The sequence below is a fragment of the Hydrogenophaga pseudoflava genome (genome assembly GCF_031020795.1).
Taxonomy (GTDB): domain Bacteria; phylum Pseudomonadota; class Gammaproteobacteria; order Burkholderiales; family Burkholderiaceae_C; genus Hydrogenophaga; species Hydrogenophaga pseudoflava_A.
Genome location: NZ_JAVHJP010000011.1, coordinates 26,645 through 48,682, shown reverse-complemented (window position 1 = coordinate 48,682; position 22,038 = coordinate 26,645). Strand labels below are relative to the sequence as shown.

Sequence of the window (22,038 nt, the reverse complement as noted above, 5' to 3'; positions counted from 1 at the left end):
GGCTCAGTAGCTGACCGGCAGCGGGTCCAGCGAGCGCCAAATATACCAAGTGGCGACGCTGCAGTAAGGTGCCCAGGAGGCGGCCACCTCGCGGATCTCGCTGCGGCTCACCGGCTCACCGGAAAAGTAGGCACGGCTGATTCCGTTCTGCAGGCCGAGGTCATCCAGCGGCAGCACGTTCGGACGCATCAGATGAAAAATGAGGAACATCTCGGCGGTCCAGCGGCCGATGCCGCGAATGGCCACCAGCTCGGCAATGATGGCCTCGTCGTCCATCTCTGCCCACTTCGCCACGTGCACCTGGTCGTTGGCAAAGTGCAGCGCCAGGTCGACCAGGTATTCGACCTTGCGCGCCGACAGACCGGCCGCCCGCATGTCGTCCACCTTGAGCTTGAGCACGTAGGCGGGCGTCATCTTGCGAGGCAGCTTTTCAAAACGGTCCCACACGGACTGCGCTGCCTTGACCGAAATCTGCTGCCCCACGATGCTGCGGGCCAGCGTGATGAACGCATCGCCGCGCGACTGCAGGCTGGCACCTGGATGCTGCGGAATGAGCTTTTTCATCACCCGATCGCGCTTCATCAGATGGCGACAGGCCTCCTGCCAGTACAGCGGGGCATCCGGCCCGACTTCGGGCAAGTGCGAGGTCACCATCAGGCACGCTCCCAGGTGGTGCCGGCCGGTCCATCCTTGAGCACGATGCCTTGGGCCAGCAGAGACTGCCGGATGCGGTCGGCCTCGGCAAAGTTCCTCGCGGCCTTGGCCGCGGCGCGGGCTCCGATCTGCTCGGCGATGGCGGCCTCGTCCAGTCCCCCTGCGGCACCACCAGCCTGCAAATAGCTCTGCGGATCCTGCTGCAGCAGCCCCAAGACACCCCCCAGCGCCTGGAGCAGCCCGGCCGACGCCGGATCGCGCGTGCGATTCACTTCGCTGGCCAGATCGAACAGCACGGCCACCGCCTCGGGCGTGCCGAAGTCTTCGTCCATGGCCGCCTTGAAGCGGGCTGCGAACGGGTGACTCCAGTCGATGCTTGCCGGAGCCTTCGCCTCGACTGCAGCCAGCGCGGTGTACAGACGCTTGAGCGCCGCCCGTGCGTCGTCGAGATGGGCGTCGCTGTAGTTGAGCGCGCTGCGGTAGTGGGCCCGCAGCACAAAGAAGCGCACCGTCTCGGCGTCGTACTTCTCCAGCACCTCGCGGATAGTGAAGAAATTGCCCAGGCTCTTGGACATCTTCTCGTTGTCCACGCGCACGAAGCCGTTGTGCATCCAGAAGCGCGCCAGCGGTTTTCCGGTGGCGCCCTCGCTCTGGGCAATCTCGTTCTCATGGTGCGGGAACTGCAGATCGGCACCGCCGCCATGGATATCAAAGCTCTCGCCCAGCGTCTCGCAGCTCATGGCCGAGCATTCGATGTGCCAGCCCGGCCGACCTTTGCCATAGGCACTGTCCCATTGGGCTTCGGCGGGCTCGTCGACCTTCGCCGATTTCCACAGCACGAAGTCCAGTGGATCCTGCTTGCCGTCGTCCACCGCCACACGCTCGCCAGCGCGCAGGTCGTCGAGCGACTTGCCCGACAGCTTGCCGTAGCCCGGAAACTTGCGCACCGCATAGTTCACATCGCCATTGAGGCTGCGGTAGGCCAGCCCCTTGCCTTCGAGCTGGCGCACGATGGTCAGCATCTGCGGCACGTAGTCGGTGGCGCGCGGCTCGTGGTCGGGTCGCTCGATACCGAGCGCGTCGGCGTCCTGGTGCAGCGCCTCGATCATGCGGTCCGTGAGCTGCTTGATGGTCTCGCCGTTCTTCACCGCGCGGGCAATGATCTTGTCTTCGATGTCCGTCACGTTGCGCACGTATGTGACGCGATAACCGCTGGCCTTGAGCCAGCGCTGCACCACATCGAAGGCCAGCATGGAGCGCGCATGCCCGAGATGACACAGGTCGTAGACCGTCATTCCACAGACGTACATGCGCACATGCCCGGGCTCGAGTGGCAGGAACGGCTCGACGCCGCGCGAGAGGGTGTTGAAGATTCTCAAGGACATGGAAGGCCAGCCGAAAGGTCCGACCGGCGCACGCCTGCAGACAGGGTACCGCTCGACCTGGGGCGTCGACAGGATTCAGGGACAACGAAGCGCGAGAACAGCGGGCATCACACCCCCGTCGCATGCACACCGAACTGCAGGGCCCGGCGGGTACCCTCAGATACAATGCGTCAGTATATCCAGCCCACTGCGGAACCGGCGTTTTCGATGCCCGCACACAGGAGCGCTATAGTATTCGCGGACCGGTCCGGGCCGGCCTTCGGTTCGCTGTTGTCGCCATCTGAGGTCACATGATCCACCCCATGCACTTTCCCTCTGCCCAGACCGTCTCCCTCCGCAGTTCCGGTACCCGGCGAACCTTCGCTCCGCTGCGCCTGATGGCTCTGTGCGTGGCGGTTTCCGCAGCCCTCGCGGCGCCGCTGGCCCAAGCACAGGGCGACGACTACGCGGAGGTCAATCGCCTCTTGCGAGCAGGGCAGCTCCCTGAGGCCATGGCCAAGGCCGATCAGTATCTTGCAGGCAAGCCCCGGGATCCCCAGATGCGCTTCCTCAAAGGCGTGATCCAAACCGAAAGCGGCAAACAGGCCGATGCCGTCGCCACGTTCCAGAAGCTGACCGAAGAGTTCCCCGAGCTGCCCGAACCCTACAACAACCTCGCGGTCCTGTACGCCGGGCAGAGCCAGTTCGACAAGGCGCGGGCAGCCCTCGAGATGGCGATCCGGACCAACCCCAGCTACGCCACTGCGCACGAAAACCTTGGGGACGTCTACGCCAAGCTGGCCAGCCAGGCGTACAGCAAGGCGCTTCAGCTGGATGCGGGCAATGCCGGAGTGGCTCCCAAGCTGAGCCTGATTCGCAACCTTTTTGCAGCCGACACCAAGGGGGCCAAACCCGCGGCAGCCCCTGCACCGGCCACGGCCCCCGTGGCTGCGGCGAAGCCCGCCGCGCCGGCACCGGCAGCAACGGCTGCCCAGGCGCCCGCGGCCCCGGTGAATAGCGAGGGTGATGTGGAAGCGGCTGTCGCGGCCTGGGCCAAGGCCTGGTCCAGCAAGAACATGTCGGGTTATCTGGGGGCCTACGCCGGCAGTTTCACGCCTCCCGGAGGGCAGAGCCGCAGCGAGTGGGAGGCTGATCGCAAGGCACGCATCATGCCGCGCAACCGCATCGACGTGGACATCAGCGAGCTCTCCGTTTCGGTCAACGGTGACCGTGCTTCGGCCAAGTTCCGCCAAGCCTATTCGTCCGATTCGCTGAGCGTGACCAGCCGCAAGACCCTGGACCTGGTCAAGAGCGGAAACCGCTGGCTGATCGTGCGCGAATCCACGGGATCCTGATGGCGGGTCGGCGGTTTTTCCAACGGGGTCACGCCAGCGTCCCAGCCGCCTCCCTGCGCCCCCCTGGCTCTGGGGGCCTGCCCCGGTGGCTCCTTGGGGCCTTGGCCCTCTCCGCATTGTCGGGCGCGCTCATTGCCCTCCTGCCCCAGGACTCTCGAGACACTCTCTTCTCCTTATCGGCCGGATCAGCTTCCCCGGGCAACGCAACGGAGGCGGGCTCATCACTGATGAATGTCGCCGTGGCCCGGGTGCAGCAGGCGTCCGAGCTCATCCGATCGGCCAGGAGCCCCTCAGGCCTGCAGCCACAGCCGCTGTCCGACGAGGCCATGTCCCACGTTGCCCCACTGCTAGGCCGAGCAGAGGCCAGGCTGATCGGCATCTACCGACTCATCAGCCAAGGCCAGCACCGTGAGGCGCTGTCGCAGGTGGAGCGCCTGGTCCACGATCATCCCAATTTCCACCTCGCGCACCTCGTGCACGGCGACCTGTTGAGCCTGCAGGTTCGGCCGGTCCGCCAGCTGGGCGATGTGCCCGACACCGCCGCCACGGCGGCGGCCCAGCAGCTCGCTGTTCTGCGCGACGAGTCCCGCCGACGCCTGCGGGCGTTGACTGAACGCCCCCCCGAGGGAGCCATTCCGTCCCAGTTCCTGAGCTTGGCCTCTCAGAGCAGGCACGCGATTGCCGTGGACGCCTCCCGGTCGCGCCTGTACCTGTTCGAAAACCTGACACCCGCTGGCAACGCTGGCGGTTTGCTCGCCGCCCCGCCCAAGCTCAAACTTCTGGGAGATTTCTACATCTCGGTCGGCTTGTCGGGTATCGAAAAAGAGGTGGAAGGCGACAAGCGCACCCCTCTGGGCGTGTACTACATCACGAGCACCCTGCATCCCGAGAGCCTGCCCGACCTCTATGGCGTCGGCGCGCTGCCCATCAACTACCCGAACCCGCTGGACATGCAGCGTGGCAAGACGGGCAGTGGCATCTGGCTTCACGGCACGCCCAGCGAGCAGTTCGTCCGGGCACCGCAAGCCTCGGACGGTTGCGTGGTACTTTCCAACCCGGATCTCGAGCGCCTGCTGTCCACCGTTCAGATCCGCACCACACCGGTGGTGATCGCACCAGAACTCCAATGGGTGGCACCCGAGGCACTCGACGGAGAACGGCGCACCTTCGAGGCCGCGTTGGCCTCCTGGCAAGCGGCCAAGAGCACCGGACAGAACGACCGCCTGATTGCGTTCTACTCGAGCAAGCTGCGCGCCGATGGCGGACCGGACTCTGTGAAAAGCGCGAGGGCGGTCGATATCAAGGACGTGTCCGTATTGCGCTGGAAGGATCAGCAGGACACGATGGTGGTCACCTTCGGGGAGGTGCCCCAAGGCCAAAGCCGAGGAGTGACCCGGCGCCAGTACTGGTCTCTTGAGGGCGACCAATGGAAGATTTTTCACGAGGGAACACCCTGATGCCGTCTGAGTTCGATCACACCTCTTCGTGCCGCCGGACCATGGTGCGCGCCCTTGCAGTAGCCGGACTGGCGGCATGCAGCTTAGGCGCGCTGCCGATGTCCGACGCCGTGGCAGCGGGCGCGCCGAACCCCAAGGTCCGCCTGAGCACCTCGGCCGGCGACATCGTTCTGGAGCTCTACCCGGACAAGGCGCCCAAGACGGTCGAGAACTTCCTTCAATACGTCCGTGACAAGCACTACGACGGCACGGTGTTTCACCGCGTGATCGACAACTTCATGGTTCAGGGCGGCGGATACGACGCCAAGTACCGGGAGAAACCGACCCGCGCGCCGGTCGCACACGAGGGTCAGGCGGCGCTGGAACGGGGTGGCCCGCGCAACGTGGTGGGCACGGTCGCCATGGCGCGCACCAATGACCCGCACTCCGCGACCGCCCAGTTTTTCATCAACGTCAAGGACAACGCATTTCTGGACCCGACCCCCATCCCGCCAGGGGATCCGGTGCCGCGTTTCGAATATGGCGGCCGTGTCTATGAAAATGTGCCCCGCGCCAACCTGCTGGCCGCGGGGCAGCTGTTCGGCTACACCGTGTTCGGCAAGGTGATTGCCGGCATGGAAGTGGTCAACAAGATCAAGGCCACACCCACAGGTGCCGGCGGCCCCTTCCCGACGGACGTTCCCAAAACGCCCGTCACCATCCTCAAAGCCACTCTGGAGAACTGAACATGGCCAACCCCCAGGTCGAACTGCACATCGCGGGCCTCGGCGTCATCACGCTCGAACTCGATGCCGAGAAAGCCCCCCTGACGACCGCCAACTTCCTGGCCTATGTCAACAAGGGCCACTACAACAACACCGTGTTCCACCGCGTGATCCCCGGCTTCATGGTGCAGGGAGGCGGTTTCGAGCCCGGCATGAACCAGAAAGCCACCGACGCGCCGATCCAGAACGAAGCCAACAACGGCCTGCGCAACGAGATCTACACCGTGGCCATGGCGCGCACCAGCGACCCGCACTCGGCCAGCGCCCAGTTCTTCATCAACGTGGCCAACAACGCCTTCCTCAACCACACCGCTCCGAGCGCCCAGGGTTGGGGCTATGCGGTGTTCGGCAAGGTGGTGTCGGGGTCCGACGTGGTGAAGAAGATCGAAGCCACGCCCACCGGCCGCCGTGGCTTCCACGACGACGTGCCCAAACAGGACGTGGTGATCGAAAAGGCGGTCGCGCTCTGAAGCTCAGGGTCCGCCCCTGACCCATGACGAACCCGTCGTTCGACCGCCTGGCCGAGTTGCGCGCTTCCGCGCATTGGCAGGCGGTCGATTTCATTTCGGACCTCCATCTGCACCCCGGGGAGCCACAGACGTTGGAGGCGTGGCAACGCTACCTGGAGCGCCGCCCCTCGGAGCGGGCCGATGCGCTGATCATCCTTGGCGACCTGTTTGAAGTGTGGGTCGGAGACGATGCGCTGGAGAACCCAGACTCTTTCGGTTCCCTGTGTGCCCGGCAACTGCACCAGCACAGCATCGACACGCCGGTGTTCTTCATGTGTGGCAACCGGGATTTCCTTATTGGCCCTTCTGCTCTGAGAGCCTGCGGCATGCAGGGTCTGGACGACCCGACGGTGCTGGAATTCGCCGGAAAGCGCTGGCTGCTCAGCCACGGCGACGCGCTGTGCCTGGACGACACCGACTACCTGGCTTTTCGCGCCATGGTCCGCTCTGCAGAATGGCAGCGCAGCTTCCTGGCCCAACCGCTCGCGCAGCGGGAAGCCGTGGCGCGCGACCTGCGCGAACGCAGCGAAGCCCGCAAGAAGAGCCTGGCGCACGACCCTGCACTATGGGCGGACGTGGACGCAGAAGAAGCGCGCCGCTGGCTTCGGGCCGCCGATGCCGAAACGCTGATCCACGGACACACCCACCGGCCCGCGACACACGACCTGGGAGACGGCCTCCGGCGTGTGGTGCTCAGCGACTGGGACGCGGCAGCCGATCCCGCCCGGCTGGACATCCTGCGGCTGGACCGCAGCGGTTTCTCCCACCTGCGCCCGTGATTCAGACGCTGCAGCGCTGGCTCCCGCGCCGCTGGCGGGCGGAGCCCCCTGTCCCGGCCGGGCTTTGGGCGACCATTCTGAATTCCCATCCCTTTCTGGCCGAACTCTCGGGGCCGGATCGGAACCACCTGCGCCAGCTCAGCGGCCACTTTCTTATGGAAAAGGAGTTTCACGGCGCCCATGGACTCGTCATCACCGACGCCATGGCGCTGGCGATCGCTGCCCAGGCGTGCATACCCCTGCTGCACATCCGACCGCCCTCCGGGCGTCTGGCATCCCATCCGCTGGACGCCCTGGCCTGGTACGACGATTTCGTCGGCATCGTGGTGCAGCCGGGAGCTGCACTGGCGCGCCGCCGCGTGGCAGACGCCAGCGGGGTGGTCCACCACTACGATGAGGTGCTCGCCGGCGAGGCCATGGACCGCGGCCCTGTCATGCTGAGCTGGCAGGAGGTTCGCCAGGCACCCGATGCCGCGAGCACCGGCAGCAACGTGGTGATCCACGAGTTCGTGCACAAGATCGACATGCGGGGCATGCACGCCGGCGGCAGTCCCGACGGCGCGCCGGCTCTCGTGGCGGGACTCTGGGGCACCCGCAGCGACGCCCAGGCCCGCGAACACTGGCGCCGCGCCATGACGCAGGCCTACGACCATTTCAGAGAAAGCGTGTCCATGGCGGAGCGCTTCGGTGCCGAACGCCCCTGGCTGGACAGCTACGCGGCCACCGACCCGGCGGAGTTTTTTGCCGTGACCTGCGAGGCGTACTTCGTCAGCCGCGGTCGGTTCGCCCAGGAGTTTCCGGCGCTTCTCCTGCTTTACGACGGCTTCTTCCGCCCGGACACCTGAGCACCCGGACGGTCCGCTCTCATCAACGCCTCAACAGCACCTTCAGCGCCTGCTGCAAGCGTCGCGCAGCCCCCGCGTCAAACGACGCCGCCAGCACCCGGGCCACATCCTGTGGCCAAGTGTCCACAGGAGCGGCCTCGTGACGCCGGGTCAGCATCTGCAACTGCAGAAGCCTGCGCGCCTCTACCTGGTCCGCAGGCGTCGGCACCTCGGCCGCCATCTCCAGGCGCAGCAAGGCCTCGGCCGGCACGGCCGCAGCAGGAGCGGCCCCCAGTGACTGCACCCAGGCACTGCGCGACGCAGCCACCGCACGGCCACCCAGCGCCTGGGCCGGGGGCACAGCCGCCGGGTCACGCTGTTCCCAGGCGGTCAGCAGCTGAGTGAGCACCTCGCCATGCGCCTGCGCCGCCAGCTTGCGCAGCGCCACTTCAGCATGCTCAAGCGCCTGACGCTGTGCACGGAACGCCGCATCGCCCAGCCTGGGCGCCGGCGCACCCCGGTGTTCGCGAGGCGGGCGGGCATCGCCCCAGCCCTCGCGCCCTCCCCTGCCGGCGTCACGGGCGCCGCCGCGGCCATCCCGTCCTGCCGGCCCACGGCGCTCGTCCCGTGCCACGGGCTCTGCCTTTTTCATGCCCGGCCGGTCATCACCCCGCATGGCCACGAGCTTGCGGGCGGGCGCAGCCGCCGGTGCAGGCGCAGCAGCGGTTGGCGCGTTGGCCTCGGCCGGCGCTTCACCCTCCGCCGCTCCATCCAGAGGCGCGGCTTGGGGAGCGTCCTGCGCAGGGGTTTCGCCCCGCATCGCCTGTTCCAGTGCCAGCTGTGCCGCCCGGATCTGCTGAGCATCGCCGCTGGCGCTGGCCGCATCAAGCGTACGCGCCGCATCAAGCACGCGCTGGTCGTGCGCATTCAGGGTGGCCACAGTGCGCTCCCGCTCGGAGCTCTTGCGCTGGAACGCGGCGTCGATCGGCTGGCGGAACGCCTCCCAGAGCTTCTGTTCCTGCTTCCTTTCAAGCGGCACCGCGTGCGCTTCGGCCTGCCAGCGCTGCTGCAGGGCCTTCACCGCATCGATGCGCAACTGCGGCGCCTCGCCGAGCGCCACCGCTTCGTCGATCATGGCGCGGCGACGCGCCACACTCTCCGCCTGGGCGGCTTCCAGCTCGACGTGGGCGGCGTGCATGGCCTCCTTCCAGAGCGGCTGCATCTCGGCGAATGCTTTTTCGCTGAGATGTCCGGCCTCGCGCCAACGCTCGGAAAAGGCGTGCAGATCGCGGATTTGGCTTTTCCAGTCGGCTTGGCCGGCATGGGCCACGGTCCAGGCCTTGACCTCCTCGATGATGGCCAGCCGCTGGGCCCGGTGGGCCTCCGCCTGCTGACGCACCTGGGTCAGCCACACCTCGACCTCCTTGTGCGCCAGAGTGCAAGCCTCATCGAAACGTTTCCAGAGCGCGTGGTTGGCCTGCCCGCCCTGGTCGGTCGTCTTCCACTGTTCCCGCAGGCCGCGCAGGGTTTCCTGCATCTTGCGACCGCCCAGACGCTGCCCTTCCGGCGCAGCCAGCAGGGCTTCGGCTTTGCGGACCAGTTCCTCACGCTGCTGGTCGGCGCGCCAGCGTTGCCAGTCTTCCAGTTCGCCAGCCTGGGCCAAGATCGCATTCGCCTTGCCTTCGAGCTCGGCGCCCACCAACCGGCTTGACGATCGCAACAGGGCCCGGACATCCGCCGCCGCCTTGGGGGTGGCTTTGCCGTGTCCCTGCGCCAGCTCGCGTTCGAGCGTTTCCAGCGCCTTCTGCAGATCCGCCCTGGCCCGGGCACGCCGCTCGGTCGCCTGCGCATCTGTCTTGTCAACTTCAGGCGGCGCTTCGACGCCCCGCGCCTGCCGCAGTTCATCGGCCCAAACCGGCACGGCCGGCAATGGCGCCTGCGGGTCCGCATCCGCAGCCACCGCTTGAGCCAGCGCGGCTTCAAAGGCATCCCAGACCAGCTGCAGCTGCTGCCGTGACGCCTCCAGCATGGGAGGGAACCGGACTTCGACGCTGGGCCACTGCGGGTCGTCGGCCAGCCCGCTGGCCTGCGCCTGCCACTGCTGGACATCCGCCCGCAGCCCCTCGACACCCGCCTGGGCTTCTTTCCACGACTTGGTCGAGAGAATTTCGATGCGCTGTGCCATCAACACCGCTGACTCGCGCTCGACCTGCACCCGGTGCTGCAGGTCTTCGATGGCCTTGACGCGTTCGGCCAGCGCCGCCTTGAGCCCGGCGAGCGGTTCGCGCGACAGCGGCGCCCCGGCCCTGGCCGCATCGCGCTGCCAGGCCATGGCATCGGCCAGGTTGAGCCGCGACTGCGCAATGAGCGCCTGGGCCTTCTGGGCCCATTCCACGCCGATGTGCTCCTGGGCCTTTTGGCGCTTGAGTTCGTCCAGCTTTTCCTTCAGGGGTTTGGCTGCACCGCGGTCCCGCTGGGAGAGTTCCTTGAACACCTCGTTCATGGCGTCCCAGGCGGGCTCGGTCTGCAACCAGGCGCGCACCCGGGCAGCCCTCTCTCCGCTGGTGGGCGCGGAGAACGCACCTCCCGTCAACGCATCAAGAGGATGGGCCGACGGAGTCGAGGCCGCCGCGCCCCCACCGGCCGGCGTTGCGGCGGGATCGGACGAGGGAGACTGGGGCGCGCTCTTGCGCAAGGAAAACAGCGACATAGTGATAAGTACAGCAATATGAAACGCCCACGCCAATGGCGATGGACCGCACCCGCTATTGTCGCCCGGGATGTCCCGTTACCGACTTGGCATGCCGGCCCCCAAAAAAGAAACCCCGGCAGGAGAACCTGCCGGGGTTGACGGCGGGCAAATTGCACTTGCCGTCGGGGTTGGCAGGCAGGGAGATGAATGTCCCTGACGCCTGGAAGCAAGAGATTGCTTCCGTTGTGAGCCGACTGGCAGCTGAACTGCCTGATCGGCTGGTTGCCGGTCATCAGACCGACGCCCTAAGGTTACGCCGTCGTGGTCTCGATTTCAAGCGCTCAGACGCACTGTTACCCCTGCGCCCGCAACTGTCCGACTGGCGGTAGCCGCCCGGCTGCAACCAGACGCAACCGCGTGCACATCCGACCAGCGGTACCTCAAACACAGACAGACGGCAGCCTGCACAGCTGCTGGACCCGCCGCTAGGAACTTGCAACCAAGGACTCTCCATCATCTTTTTTATAACAAAATATTGTTTTAAACGACGTTTAAAACATTGACTGGAAATTAACACCCCCCTACCATTCGCCGGTTTCCCGTTCCGGGTAAACCCTCACGACGCCGGCACCACCTACCTCCAGGGTGTCCGCGAAGCCGCCATTGATGGCGCCCCCCTCACCGCTGCTGCAGACCTTGTGGTCGGCGCAGCCCTGCAAGGAGCGACAACATGACAACGCTTTCCGTTACCGAGACACAGAACAACAGCAGCGCTTCGACTGCCACGTCTCCTCTGTTCATTGCACTTTCCGGCGCCTACAGAGGCTTCGCCGCGCTCACCCGAAACGGCATGGCGCTGCTCGGCGCCGGCTTTGCGGCTCTGGTCGTTGGGCTCGCGGTGCAAAGCGAGCTGCGCACGGATCTGGAGCAACAGCTCCTGAACTGGCTGCAGGAGCGTCAGGATTCGGTCGAGGTGGCGGACACCGCCTCCCCCCTGGCCGAAGACAGCGACGACCGCCTTGCCGTGGCCTCGCCACCGCTGCTGCCCAAACAACAGGCCGCTGTGACCCAGTGGCTCAGCCGCAAATACCGGGTGGCGCCCGAACCTCTGGGCGCCCTGGTGGCAGAAGCATTTGCCGTCGGCGCCAAGGTGCGCCTCGACCCCACCCTTATCCTGGCGGTGATGGCCATCGAGTCGCGTTTCAACCCCTATGCACAGAGCCCCGTTGGCGCGCAGGGCCTGATGCAGGTGCTGACCCGTGTGCACACCGACAAGTACGACGACTACGGCGGCACCATGGCGGCCTTCGACCCAATGACCAATCTGCGTGTGGGCGTCAAAGTGCTTCAGGACTGCATCAAGCAGGCCGGATCCGTCGAAGGGGGGCTGCGGCTCTATGTGGGCGCCGTGACCAGCGATGGCAGCGGATACATCAACAAGGTCATGGCCGAGCACCTCCGCATCCAGAGCGTGGCGCTGGGCAAGCCGATGCCGACTTCGTTCCCGATTTTCACTGCCGCTCCCGCGCCCGTTGAGCCGGAACCCATCGGATCGACGCAGACCGGACTGCTGGACTCGCCGCCGGAAGCCAGCCCGAGCAGCCAGCCGGTGGAGTCCTCAGCCGACGCCGGACTCACCAACTCCTGAAGGCCAACCGAGCAGCCCCCAAGTGCGAGCGAGCACATCGTCGCTCGGATAAACTAGCGGGGTGCGCAACTGGCGATAGGCGCGCGGCAGCGTCCTGCCGTCCGCGCTGACGTGGCCCCCCGCTCCCCGCGAGCGGGACAACCACTGGGAAGCGCGCCGCCCGTCCGCCGGGTGTTCAGCCGTTCGCCTGGGCAGTCCCTGCCGTTCCACCGGAATGCGTGGGGTCCCTTTCTCCAGAGTCCACCCCGAGACCGTCCCGAGACTGCCAAACCATGTACGACCGCAACATCCTCATCGAACAAACCGACCCCGAACTGTTTGCCGCCATCCAGGCCGAGAACGCCCGGCAGGAACACCACATCGAGCTGATCGCCAGCGAGAACTACGCCAGCCCGGCGGTGATGGCCGCCCAAGGCACGCAGCTGACCAACAAGTACGCCGAGGGTTACCCTGGCAAGCGCTACTACGGTGGCTGTGAATATGTGGACGTGGCCGAACAGCTGGCCATCGACCGCGTCAAGCAACTGTTCGGCGCCGACGCCGCCAACGTGCAGGCGCACTGTGGCGCATCGGCCAACGAAGCTGTGTTCCTGGCCTTCTTGAAGCCCGGCGACACCATCATGGGCATGAGCCTGGCCGAAGGCGGCCACCTGACGCATGGCATGCCGCTGAACATGTCCGGCAAGTGGTTCAACGTCGTCTCCTACGGCCTCAACGCCAAGGAAGAGATCGACTACGACGCCATGGAAGCCAAGGCGCGCGAACACAAGCCCAAGCTGATCGTGGCCGGCGCCTCCGCCTACAGCCTGCGCATCGATTTCGAGCGCTTCGCCAAAATCGCCAAGGAAATCGGCGCCATCTTCATGGTCGACATGGCCCACTACGCCGGCCTGATCGCAGCGGGCGTGTACCCCAACCCCGTGCCGTTCGCGGACGTGGTGACCTCCACCACCCACAAGAGCCTGCGCGGCCCGCGCGGCGGCATCATCCTGATGAAAGCCGAGCATGAGAAGGCGATCAACAGCGCCATCTTCCCCGGCCTGCAGGGCGGCCCGCTGATGCACGTCATCGCCGCCAAGGCTGTGGCCTTCAAGGAGGCGCTGCAACCCGAGTTCAAGGCCTACCAGCAACAGGTGGTGAAGAACGCCCAGATCGTGGCCGAGACGCTGACCCAGCGCGGGCTGCGCATCGTGTCGGGTCGCACCGAAAGCCACGTCATGCTGGTCGACCTGCGCGCCAAGGGCATCACAGGCAAGGAAGCGGAGGCCGTGCTGGGCAGCGCCCACATGACCATCAACAAGAACGCGATCCCCAACGATCCGGAAAAACCGATGGTCACCAGCGGTGTGCGCATCGGCACCCCCGCCATGACCACCCGCGGCTTCAAGGACGAAGAAGCCCGCCTGACTGCCAATCTGATTGCGGACGTGCTGGACAACCCGCGCGACCCGGCGAACATCGAGGCCGTGCGCGCCAAGGTCAACGCCCTGACCGCCCGCTTCCCGGTCTACAAGTGAAGTGTCCCTTCTGCGGCCATCTGGAAACCCAGGTCGTCGAGACCCGGGTTTCCGAAGACGCGGATTTCATTCGCCGCCGCAGGCAGTGCGGCCACTGCGAGAAGCGTTTCACCACCTACGAGCGGCCGGAAGTCAGCTTTCCAGCGGTGGTGAAGAAAGACGGACGGCGCGTGGACTACGTGCCGGACAAACTCCGCGCCTCGTTCACGCTGGCCCTGCGCAAGCGGCCGGTCAGCACCGAACAGGTGGATGCCTCTATCGAGCGCATCGAAGAAAAGCTCCTCAACCTGGGCGCGCGTGAGGTGGCCTCGACCAAACTGGGCGAGATGGTGATGCGCGAGCTTAAAAAGCTCGACAAGGTGGCCTATATACGCTTTGCCAGCGTTTACCGCAGCTTCGAGGACATCGACGAGTTTCGCGCGCTTGTGGACGAGGTTCGCCGGTAACGCCCATCCAGCCACCGGCAACCGCATTCCTCCATTGGAGGGACAAGACACCGGCATGTACCTCATTGGAGGCATGATTCGGTGGCAACACAGGGAAATAATGAGTTCGAACGAATTACTTCGAACTCATCATGCGATTACCTGCCTGTCAAATTCCCCGTCAATTGGGCGGCTACACCCTCATCGAACTGGTCGTGGCAACCGCGTTGCTGGCATTCCTCATCCAGCTGGCAGTTCCGCCCATGAGCAGAATGCTCTCCGATTGGCAACGAGACCACGCCACCCGAGCGATCACCGACCATCTGGCGCTTGCTCGATCCGAAGCTATACGCTGGTCTCAGCGGGTGGTGATGTGCAGCAGCTTGGATGGCCTACGTTGTTCCCCTGGAACCAACAGAGAATGGAAATCAGGCTGGCTCGTCTTTCAGGACCTTGACGGCAATGGTCAATTCAATTCCTCCGACAAACTGGTCGTTGTTTCACACGGTGCCAGCGGCATTCAAAGCATCCGGGGCAATGCGCTGATCCAGCGATTCGTATTCATGCCCACGGGCATGATGGCCTCTGGAATGGGCACGCTGGAGATTGTTCCCCGGACAGGAACAATTCAAAGAATCATCGTCAATCGAATAGGGAGAGTTCGCCTCAGCGTCGGCCTTCAGGCCGCGTGACAAGCCTGCGCTCATTGCTGATACGGCGGGCGACTGCGGATGGACAGCCAGCAACAGCACCAAGCGACCGCTGGAAAAAATGAATGCTTTCTGCCGCTGAGCAGGCCAAATCCGACCGCGCGTCCGGGCGCCGGGAAGACCCTCGAAGGTGGGCGATACATTGCAGCACGGAGCTGCAAATTGAACCACCTGCCCACATCCCATATGCCAGCCAACTCGCACCAGCAAGGATTCACACTGGTGGAACTGGTGGTCACCATTGCGCTGGTCGCGATCCTCACGACCCTGGCCGTTCCCAGTTTCAGCGAGGTGCTGCGCCAGTGGCGTCGCGACAGCGCCACCCGCGAGCTGACGACCAGTCTCCAACTGGCCCGGTCAGAGTCCATCAAGTCCTCGCGCCAGATCGTGGTATGCCCCAGTGCCGACGGAGCATCCTGCGCCGGGGGGACCGAATGGAACACTGGCTGGATCGTGTTCGTCGACGATGGTGCAGGCACGGCCTCCAACGCAGGCAACCAGGCAGTCAATACGAACGAGCGCATCCTCAAGGTGGTGTCCGCCCAATCGGGAGTGGCCTCTATCGAAAGCTCGGACGACGTGGAATGGATGCAGTTCCTTCCGAACGGACTGCTGGGCTCTGATACCACCACCCTCACGGTCACCCCCTCCGGCGCGAATCCCGAAACCAAGGTCGACAAGATCACCGTCTCACGCGTGGGTCGCGTTTCCGTTGTGACCGAGCTTCCATGACCACCAGGGATCCCATGAACATCTTCAAGACCAAGTCCGCCGCCAGCGGCCTCCAACGGGGCGCCAGCATGATCGAAGTGCTGGTGGCCATCCTGCTGGTGTCGGTGGGTCTGCTCGGCATCGCAGGGCTCTCAGGGGCCACCTTCAGCTACAACAAGGTGTCCCAAATGCGGCTGACCGGCATTGCCTTGGTGAATGATCTGGCAGACCGGGCCCGTGTCAATGTATACGGCTATGACCGTGGCGCCTACGACATCGCGCTGGGTGACGATTTCGAGAGCGCAGCGGTCACCGTGCCCGATGCCAATCTCGATCTGGACCCATCCGTCCCTGCCAACGCGATCACTGCAGCAGATGCACTCGCCGCGGCGGACGTCGACCAGTTCCTGCGAAGCGTGCGCAGTCGCTTGCCGCAGGGGGATGCCGTCGTGATGAGCCGGCCCGGCGCTACCGCGCGAGACCTGGACGTGTGGCTTCTGTGGCAGGAGCCCACCACCGACGCGGGGGACACGCTGTTCGGCGCAGGCCAGGAAAACTGCCCCAGCAGTCTGACGCCTGACGAGCAAGCCTTGTACAACTGCATGTACTTCAAGGTGGGGCTGTGACCATGACCTCCAGAACACGCACTCCCCAGATCAATCGCCGGACCCAGCGGGGTCTGAGCCTGGTTGAACTGATGGTGGCGCTGACCATTGGGCTGTTTCTCCTGGGAGCGGTCGGTATCATCTATGTGAACACGGCCACCACCTCGCGCAGCAGCACACTGGAATCCCAGATGAACGAGGACGCTGCGCTGGCACTTGAGTTGCTGCAACAGCAGATCCGCCTGACCGGCTTTTCAAATGTGGACGCGTCCGGGAACCGGCTGTTCCCCGGACAGGCGGTGCGCGGTTGCGACGGAGGCTTCGACGACAACACTGCGGTATTTCTTGATCCTGCGTCGCCGCCACTCCTGAGCTGCAACGGTGGCGCGGGTCCTGATGCGCTCGCCGTGCGCTACGAGGCGTCGCTGCTCAACAGCCAGACGGTGACCGACGCTGGTGGCGTGCAGCGCCCGGGCAATTGCGCACACGAGGGCATCACTGCCTGGAATGCACAGGCAGAGGGAGCAGCCACTGCCACAGCGATGACCTTGGCCGACAACCGCTATTACATCGCCGACGACGCGGACGGCACGCCGTCGCTGTTCTGCCAGGGGCGCACTGGTACCGGGTTCGGGAATGCCACAGCCCTGATCCCGAACATCGAAGACATGCAAGTCCAGTATGCAGTCACGGCGCTGCCGTCTGTGGGCAACCCCATTCCACATCAAGTGGCCGGTTATGTGACCGCGGACCAGACTGCCAACGGCGCCGAGGTGCTGGGAGACACATCGATCAACTGGTCCCGGGTAGCGGCGGTGCGCGTCTGCCTGCTGGCTCGCAGTGCCCGACCGGTACCGACCGGCGACAACACCCTCGCCGACGTCGGTCGATACATCGATTGCGACGGCGCCGAACAGACGCCAACCGACCGTTTTCTTCGCCGGGCCTATGTGACCACCATCCAGCTGCGCAACATGCGCCCTGGCCTGCCTTCCGACTACGAACTCGGCGGCGATCCATGGCAATACATGTACGACAACTGACGCTAGAGAACCGCACCATGCGCTGCCACACCCACACCAACATGAGCAATGCCGAACGAGGCGTCGTACTGCCCATCGCACTGATCATGCTGGTGATCATCTCGTTCGCTGGCCTGCTGGCTGCGCGCAACTCGGCCACCTTCGAGCAGTTCTCCAACAACATGCGCACGAACCAGGTGGCGCGTGTGTCTGCCGAGGACGCCTTGCGTTATTGCGAACGGGTTGCCCGGGCCAGCGTCGAAGGCAGCGCAGCTTTCGGTACCGACGTGGACCGCGTCGAAGACACCAACGTGATCTCTGCGGACACAGAAGCAGCCATCAGCGGCGGAGTCTGGAACACGCGTTCCAACTGGGCGGCCACAGGGGCCAACCTGATCACCGTGACGCCCCAATACACCGGCAGCGAAGCACAGTCCAACGCACAGATCCGGAATGCCCCCACCTGCATCATCCAGGCCATGGTCAATGACCGTTTCCTGATCACATCACGCGGCCTGTCCAACGATGCTGCAGTGGACGCCAACGGACTGCTCACGGCCGGCTCTGAAGTGTGGCTGCAGTCCATCTTGACGCCCATCGTTCCGACCCTGTGCCCCAACAACGGCGTGTGCTGATGCTGTCCATTGATATCAATAAAGTGCATTCAAGTGAGGTGCCCATGAACTCCCTCGTTACACGCCGTCTTACTCGCCGCCTGTTGTGGTCGGTGACCCTGGGTGCGGTGCTGTTGCCCGCCGGGCAGGCCTGGGCCCAGCCCTCCAGCAGGCCGCTGCTGACCAACCAGTCAGGCGCCAAGCCCAACCTGATGGTGGCGCTGGACAACTCGGGGTCGATGGCGTTCACCTACCACGAGAGCTACAACGTCACCGACAGCAACGAATACCAGCGACGCTACTGCCCGAACCCCTACTCCAGGAGTTCATCGACGACGTCCACCACCTTCAACGCGGGAATCGGTCAGGAAGCGAACACCACCATCGGCCCTCCAACCGTCTACACCTGCTACGAGCGGCTCAGAATCTCGGGCACCTGGGTCACCCAGGCCCGCACGTCCGTGGCCGTGCCGTACACGCCGGATCAGAGCATCCTGAACTGGTCCGCCCAGCGCTCGGCGGACGTGAACCCGATCTACTACAACCCGCGCGTGCGGTACCTGCCCCGGGTCGATGGAAGCGGCACGATCGTGAACCCGCGCGACCCGCTGCTACCGGCCACGGTTCCAGCCGGCGAGCGGGGCTTGACCTACAACGTGGTGTGGATCTCCAACCAGAACACCGTGGACTTCCGGTACACCGTCTATCAGCGGAACGTTGCTCCCAGCGACTACCGCATCTACCACTCAATGTATGCGGACAACGCCGCTTCCCCGCCCGCGGGCAGTGCAGCCACGCGCAATGACCAAGGGCATGTCAACACATTGGCACCTTCGGGATTCACCTCCCGCTACAACCTCCAGTACACGCTGAAGATCCCTCAGCACATCGCCTACACCGCAGCACCCACTGCCGGCCCTGCCACCACCTTCAGTTATGCGTACTGCACCAACGTGGTCACCAACGGACTGGGGCAGGAAACCGGCTGCGCCGCCCGCACCCGGGTCGATGTCAGGCTCGGAGACACCGCCACTTACACCATCCCGACCCCCAACAACCGCACGGACTGCACGGCCAATGTCTGCAACAACGCCCAGGAGGTCGCCAACATCCTGAATTGGTACCGCTGGTACAGCACGCGGCAGTTGGCCACCAGCACCGCTATCGGTCTGGCTCTCGCGGACACCGATGCCAACGGCGCGCTCAACATTCCCTCCAAATTCGACAACGAGCTGCGGATCGGCTATCTGCCTATCAACCAACGGTATGACGGCCCGTTGACGCTTCCGCCGGGTGCCGGCGCTCCGGTCACGCTTTCCCGAGGGGTGCGGCTGCTGAACAGAGGGTCGACGGCCAACACCGAGCTTTTCAACTGGCTCAACACCATGGTGTCCCAAGGGGGAACACCGCTGCACTACGCCGTTGAACGTGCTGCCGGCTACTACAGCATGCAGGCCGGTGTGCTGGAGAACCCTTGGCGGACCGATCCGACCAACGCCAGCAGCCCCGAGATGAGCTGCCGCCGCTCCTTCAACCTGCTGTTCTCCGATGGCGGCTGGACGTCTGGCGCCCCGTGGGGCCCCTCTGCCGCCGGTCCTGACTACGACAACACCAACGGCCCCACGTTCTCCCGGACGCGCGCAGACGGGACCACCGAATCGTTCCGCTACATGTCTGGCGGCATCAACACTGTGGCTGGCCGCTTGCAGTACGTCCCCTTCCCCAGTACGGGCACTGGTGGCCTGGCAGACCTGACGGCGCGCTACTACTGGCACACGGACATGCGCACCGGCCTGGACAACAACATCCAGACCCGCCCAGGGCAACCGACCTTCTGGCAGAACATGACCACCTACACGGTGGGTTATCTGATCCAACCCACCGGGGACGTCACGGGCACCGGACTGAACTTCAACCAGATTGACCAGTACCGAACGAACTACACGCTCAATGGCCCCGGGGGCACCACGGTGTTTCCTTCGTTTCCTGTCGGTGACCTGCTCAGCAGCGGTACGCAGACTCGGGTGGACGACTTCATCCATGCCGGCTACACGGGTGGCGCGCGTTCGTTCAGCGCCAAAACCGCAGACGACGTGAAGTCCATCTTCAACACCATCCTGGCCGAAATCCTCAGTGCATCCGGCAAGGATGCCGGTGTGTCCGTCAACACCGGTGGCGGAGACAACAGCACCTTGGCCGGTCGCCTCAAGTACACGGTGTCTTACCGAACCATGGACAACTCCGGGGACATCCTTGCGAGGGAGCTGGCAGCTGACGGCCGAGAAACGGGAGTGACTGCATGGTCCGCCAATCAATTGATGCCGAGTCCAGCTGACCGCCGTGTGTTCACGATGCACGACCGGAACCAGCCTGTCGATTTCATTGGCTCGTTCAGCGGTCTGAACAGCGATATCCAGACTGCACTGGCCACTGGCCCGGACGCGTCCCGCATCCCGACCAACGCAAACTTCGTCAACTACCTGCGCGGAGACAACTCAGCCCTGGACAGCAACGGGATGCTGTTCCGGCAGCGCGTGTCTCAGGTCGCTGCCATGGTCAACCCGCCTGCCGTATTCATGGGCGATGCCAGGGACTACGCCTACGACCAGGATGGCAGCGGTGGCGTCGACGGGCGCGGCAGCTACGTGGACTTCACGAACCGCAAGCGCGGCTATCCCAAGTCGCTGTTCGTGGCCACCAACGCAGGAACCATGCACGCCTTCTCGGCCACAGCGGGTACCGAGTTGGCAGCAGTTATGCCGCGCCGCAGCCTGCGGCGCATGCTGAACTTCGCTGCCGAACCGTATAACTTTGAGTATGTGCTGGATGGCCCGATCACTGAAAACGACATCTTCGACCGGCGCAAGGCCTTAACAGATGGACTCACCGAAGCCAACGAATGGAGGGCCTGGCGCCACCTGGCCGTCGGCACGGGCGGCCGAGGCGAAAAGCTGGTTTATGCGGTCAACTCCCCGATCAAACCCGGAGTCACACCGAACCGCATACCCGACCGGGAAGACTTCCTGTGGGAGACGGGTCCGGACCTGATCGACAACGCAGACGGCAGTGATGTCACGGTGGGTTACATGTCCAACTCGGCTCGCAGCGGCCAGACCGAGGACCTGTCGGACGCGACCAACGCCCGGCGCGGCCGCTGGATCGTGGCGGTCAACAACGGCCACTACAACGGCGAGCCCAATGGGGAAAAGAACGGGCTGGTCGTGCTGGACGCTGTGACCGGAGAAGTCATCCGGACCATTCCCCTTCCAGACGGTTACCCGGCAGGAGATGGTCTCAGTGGCGTCACTTTGTTGCGCAGCTACGGCACCAACACCCGGGTGGTGGCAGCCTATGCCGGCGACGCCATGGGCCAGCTGTGGAAGTTCAACCTGTCAGGCGATCCCAGTACCTGGCATGTGGAACACAACAGGCCATTGTTCACCGTGCCGGACAACCGCCCGATATACGGCTCCCCGGCCTGGCAGGCGCATGAAGCGGGGGGCTTCATCGTGGTATTTGCCACTGGCATCATGCTGGAGGACGACCACCTGAACGACCTCGGCCAGCAAACCATTTACGGTATCTGGGACCGGCAGACCATCGACGGAACGATGCTCAATGACGAAACGTTCACACCGGTCAGCGCCACCCAACTGGAGGAGCGCACGGTCGTCCAGTCGTCGGAGGCCTCGCGGGCTGGCTTCTTCTATTACGCCATCACCGGCGACGTGATTGACTGGGACACCCAGCGCGGCTGGTACATACACATGACCAATGTCCATCAACGGGACGGGGCTTTGCAGCCTGGAGAAAGGTCCATCGCTGATGTGCAGAACTTCGGGCGCAGCGTGATCATCACCTCCACGGTGCTGCGTCCGCCCCCAGCAGGAGAAATGTGCACCGTGGCCGATCTGCCTGGGAACTACGTGTACATCGTGAACGCTCAGAGCGCTTCTCCGGAACTCAGCCGATCCTTCGACATCGATGGCGACGGTCGCATGGATGCCTGGGACTCGAACGGGGACTCGCGAGTGGACGCCGGATATGCGGTGGCCTATGCACCGCAGGGTGGGTTCACCCGCGGCATTTCCGTCAGCCGCTTCCGCTCTCGCGCCGACGGCACGGCACTGCCCGACGACCCGCAATCGGACACGGGCGATCCCAGTGATCCCCAGGTGACCGAAAGCGTTTCCGACCGGATGGAGAAAGCCGCCGATGAAGCCGCCGGTGAATCGGCACTGAGCCAGTCGGGAGGGGCACCCAAGTGCCGGACGATGCGCGGCATCATCCTGGGCACCGGAGAAACCCCGCTGGGTGCTGGCGTGTACTGCCCTACCACCGGCTGGAGCCGCACACAGTTCCAACTGAGCGCCCCACCCAGCAACTGA

18 protein-coding genes are annotated in these 22,038 nt (G+C 64.7%); 15 read left to right on the top strand and 3 right to left on the bottom strand.

Annotated features, from left to right (window positions below):
* Positions 1 to 3 precede the first annotated feature (3 nt).
* Both RCO38_RS23680 and cysS read right to left on the bottom strand, forming a co-directional pair.
* Positions 4 to 654 carry a DNA-3-methyladenine glycosylase family protein gene (locus RCO38_RS23680; protein ID WP_308331052.1) on the bottom strand — a complete coding sequence of 217 codons (651 nt, stop codon included), beginning with the start codon at positions 652 to 654 and terminating at the stop codon, positions 4 to 6.
* Positions 654 to 2,039, bottom strand: coding sequence for a cysteine--tRNA ligase (gene cysS, locus RCO38_RS23675; protein WP_308331050.1), 1,386 nt, complete (start codon positions 2,037 to 2,039; stop codon positions 654 to 656). Before cysS ends, RCO38_RS23680 begins: the two co-directional genes overlap by 1 nt.
* A gap of 377 nt (positions 2,040 to 2,416) precedes the next feature.
* On the opposite strand from cysS, the gene RCO38_RS23670 reads away from it, so the two are divergent.
* From RCO38_RS23670 to RCO38_RS23645, 6 genes are all read left to right on the top strand, one after another.
* Positions 2,417 to 3,373 carry a tetratricopeptide repeat protein gene (locus RCO38_RS23670; RefSeq protein ID WP_308331089.1) on the top strand — a complete coding sequence of 319 codons (957 nt, stop codon included), beginning with the start codon at positions 2,417 to 2,419 and terminating at the stop codon, positions 3,371 to 3,373.
* 227 nt (positions 3,374 to 3,600) lie between these two features.
* On the top strand, positions 3,601 to 4,830 hold the full coding sequence (locus tag RCO38_RS23665) for a L,D-transpeptidase family protein (RefSeq protein WP_308331048.1): 1,230 nt from the start codon (positions 3,601 to 3,603) through the stop codon (positions 4,828 to 4,830).
* Between the two features lie 98 nt (positions 4,831 to 4,928).
* Positions 4,929 to 5,555: a peptidylprolyl isomerase gene (locus RCO38_RS23660; protein ID WP_308331047.1), complete on the top strand. Its 627-nt coding sequence runs from the start codon at positions 4,929 to 4,931 to the stop codon at positions 5,553 to 5,555.
* 2 nt (positions 5,556 to 5,557) lie between these two features.
* On the top strand, positions 5,558 to 6,064 hold the full coding sequence (locus tag RCO38_RS23655; protein WP_066261378.1) for a peptidylprolyl isomerase: 507 nt from the start codon (positions 5,558 to 5,560) through the stop codon (positions 6,062 to 6,064).
* A 23-nt stretch (positions 6,065 to 6,087) separates the two neighbouring features.
* The gene (locus RCO38_RS23650; protein ID WP_308331045.1) at positions 6,088 to 6,882 is read left to right on the top strand and encodes a UDP-2,3-diacylglucosamine diphosphatase; all 795 of its coding nucleotides are present in this window, start codon (positions 6,088 to 6,090) and stop codon (positions 6,880 to 6,882) included.
* Entirely contained in the window at positions 6,879 to 7,727 is an 849-nt protein-coding gene (locus RCO38_RS23645; RefSeq protein ID WP_308331043.1) for a M90 family metallopeptidase, read from the top strand. Before RCO38_RS23650 ends, RCO38_RS23645 begins: the two co-directional genes overlap by 4 nt.
* A gap of 22 nt (positions 7,728 to 7,749) precedes the next feature.
* Here the strand turns inward: RCO38_RS23645 and RCO38_RS23640 are convergent, their stop codons facing one another.
* Positions 7,750 to 10,416 carry a DUF349 domain-containing protein gene (locus RCO38_RS23640; protein ID WP_308331041.1) on the bottom strand — a complete coding sequence of 889 codons (2,667 nt, stop codon included), beginning with the start codon at positions 10,414 to 10,416 and terminating at the stop codon, positions 7,750 to 7,752.
* 832 nt (positions 10,417 to 11,248) lie between these two features.
* Between RCO38_RS23640 and RCO38_RS23635 the strand changes: the two genes are divergently transcribed.
* The 9 genes from RCO38_RS23635 (at position 11,249) to RCO38_RS23595 (ending at position 22,038) form a co-directional block, all read left to right on the top strand.
* Complete coding sequence (locus RCO38_RS23635) at positions 11,249 to 12,046, top strand: transglycosylase SLT domain-containing protein (RefSeq protein WP_374694580.1); 798 nt, start codon at positions 11,249 to 11,251, stop codon at positions 12,044 to 12,046.
* A 272-nt stretch (positions 12,047 to 12,318) separates the two neighbouring features.
* A complete protein-coding gene (gene glyA / locus RCO38_RS23630; protein WP_308331039.1) occupies positions 12,319 to 13,563 on the top strand; it encodes a serine hydroxymethyltransferase in 1,245 nt (414 codons plus the stop codon).
* Complete coding sequence (nrdR, locus tag RCO38_RS23625; RefSeq protein ID WP_308331038.1) at positions 13,560 to 14,009, top strand: transcriptional regulator NrdR; 450 nt, start codon at positions 13,560 to 13,562, stop codon at positions 14,007 to 14,009. Before glyA ends, nrdR begins: the two co-directional genes overlap by 4 nt.
* A 131-nt stretch (positions 14,010 to 14,140) precedes the next feature.
* On the top strand, positions 14,141 to 14,680 hold the full coding sequence (locus tag RCO38_RS23620; RefSeq protein WP_308331036.1) for a GspH/FimT family pseudopilin: 540 nt from the start codon (positions 14,141 to 14,143) through the stop codon (positions 14,678 to 14,680).
* Positions 14,681 to 14,860: 180 nt separating this feature from the next.
* Complete coding sequence (locus RCO38_RS23615) at positions 14,861 to 15,430, top strand: GspH/FimT family pseudopilin (protein WP_308331035.1); 570 nt, start codon at positions 14,861 to 14,863, stop codon at positions 15,428 to 15,430.
* Positions 15,431 to 15,444: 14 nt separating this feature from the next.
* On the top strand, positions 15,445 to 16,035 hold the full coding sequence (pilV, locus tag RCO38_RS23610) for a type IV pilus modification protein PilV (protein WP_308331034.1): 591 nt from the start codon (positions 15,445 to 15,447) through the stop codon (positions 16,033 to 16,035).
* A gap of 2 nt (positions 16,036 to 16,037) precedes the next feature.
* A complete protein-coding gene (locus tag RCO38_RS23605) occupies positions 16,038 to 17,057 on the top strand; it encodes a PilW family protein (protein ID WP_308331088.1) in 1,020 nt (339 codons plus the stop codon).
* A 17-nt stretch (positions 17,058 to 17,074) separates the two neighbouring features.
* Positions 17,075 to 17,671, top strand: coding sequence for a pilus assembly PilX family protein (locus RCO38_RS23600; protein ID WP_308331033.1), 597 nt, complete (start codon positions 17,075 to 17,077; stop codon positions 17,669 to 17,671).
* Positions 17,671 to 22,038, top strand: a complete 4,368-nt coding sequence (locus tag RCO38_RS23595; protein WP_308331032.1) for a pilus assembly protein — start codon at positions 17,671 to 17,673, stop codon at positions 22,036 to 22,038. The genes RCO38_RS23600 and RCO38_RS23595 overlap by 1 nt, the downstream gene beginning before the upstream one ends.

Bases quoted from the DNA above. Each gene is read 5' to 3' on its own strand.
- cysS (WP_308331050.1), bottom strand. From the start codon at position 2,039: ATGTCCTTGAGAATCTTCAACACCCTCTCGCGCGGCGTCGAGCCGTTC.
- RCO38_RS23650 (WP_308331045.1), top strand. From the start codon at position 6,088: ATGACGAACCCGTCGTTCGACCGCCTGGCCGAGTTGCGCGCTTCCGCG.
- RCO38_RS23665 (WP_308331048.1), top strand. From the start codon at position 3,601: ATGAATGTCGCCGTGGCCCGGGTGCAGCAGGCGTCCGAGCTCATCCGA.
- RCO38_RS23680 (WP_308331052.1), bottom strand. From the start codon at position 654: ATGGTGACCTCGCACTTGCCCGAAGTCGGGCCGGATGCCCCGCTGTAC.
- RCO38_RS23600 (WP_308331033.1), top strand. From the start codon at position 17,075: ATGCGCTGCCACACCCACACCAACATGAGCAATGCCGAACGAGGCGTC.
- pilV (WP_308331034.1), top strand. From the start codon at position 15,445: ATGAACATCTTCAAGACCAAGTCCGCCGCCAGCGGCCTCCAACGGGGC.
- RCO38_RS23635 (WP_374694580.1), top strand. From the start codon at position 11,249: ATGGCGCTGCTCGGCGCCGGCTTTGCGGCTCTGGTCGTTGGGCTCGCG.
- RCO38_RS23655 (WP_066261378.1), top strand. From the start codon at position 5,558: ATGGCCAACCCCCAGGTCGAACTGCACATCGCGGGCCTCGGCGTCATC.
- RCO38_RS23620 (WP_308331036.1), top strand. From the start codon at position 14,141: ATGCGATTACCTGCCTGTCAAATTCCCCGTCAATTGGGCGGCTACACC.
- glyA (WP_308331039.1), top strand. From the start codon at position 12,319: ATGTACGACCGCAACATCCTCATCGAACAAACCGACCCCGAACTGTTT.
- RCO38_RS23660 (WP_308331047.1), top strand. From the start codon at position 4,929: ATGTCCGACGCCGTGGCAGCGGGCGCGCCGAACCCCAAGGTCCGCCTG.
- RCO38_RS23670 (WP_308331089.1), top strand. From the start codon at position 2,417: ATGGCTCTGTGCGTGGCGGTTTCCGCAGCCCTCGCGGCGCCGCTGGCC.
- RCO38_RS23605 (WP_308331088.1), top strand. From the start codon at position 16,038: ATGACCTCCAGAACACGCACTCCCCAGATCAATCGCCGGACCCAGCGG.
- RCO38_RS23640 (WP_308331041.1), bottom strand. From the start codon at position 10,416: ATGTCGCTGTTTTCCTTGCGCAAGAGCGCGCCCCAGTCTCCCTCGTCC.
- RCO38_RS23595 (WP_308331032.1), top strand. From the start codon at position 17,671: ATGCTGTCCATTGATATCAATAAAGTGCATTCAAGTGAGGTGCCCATG.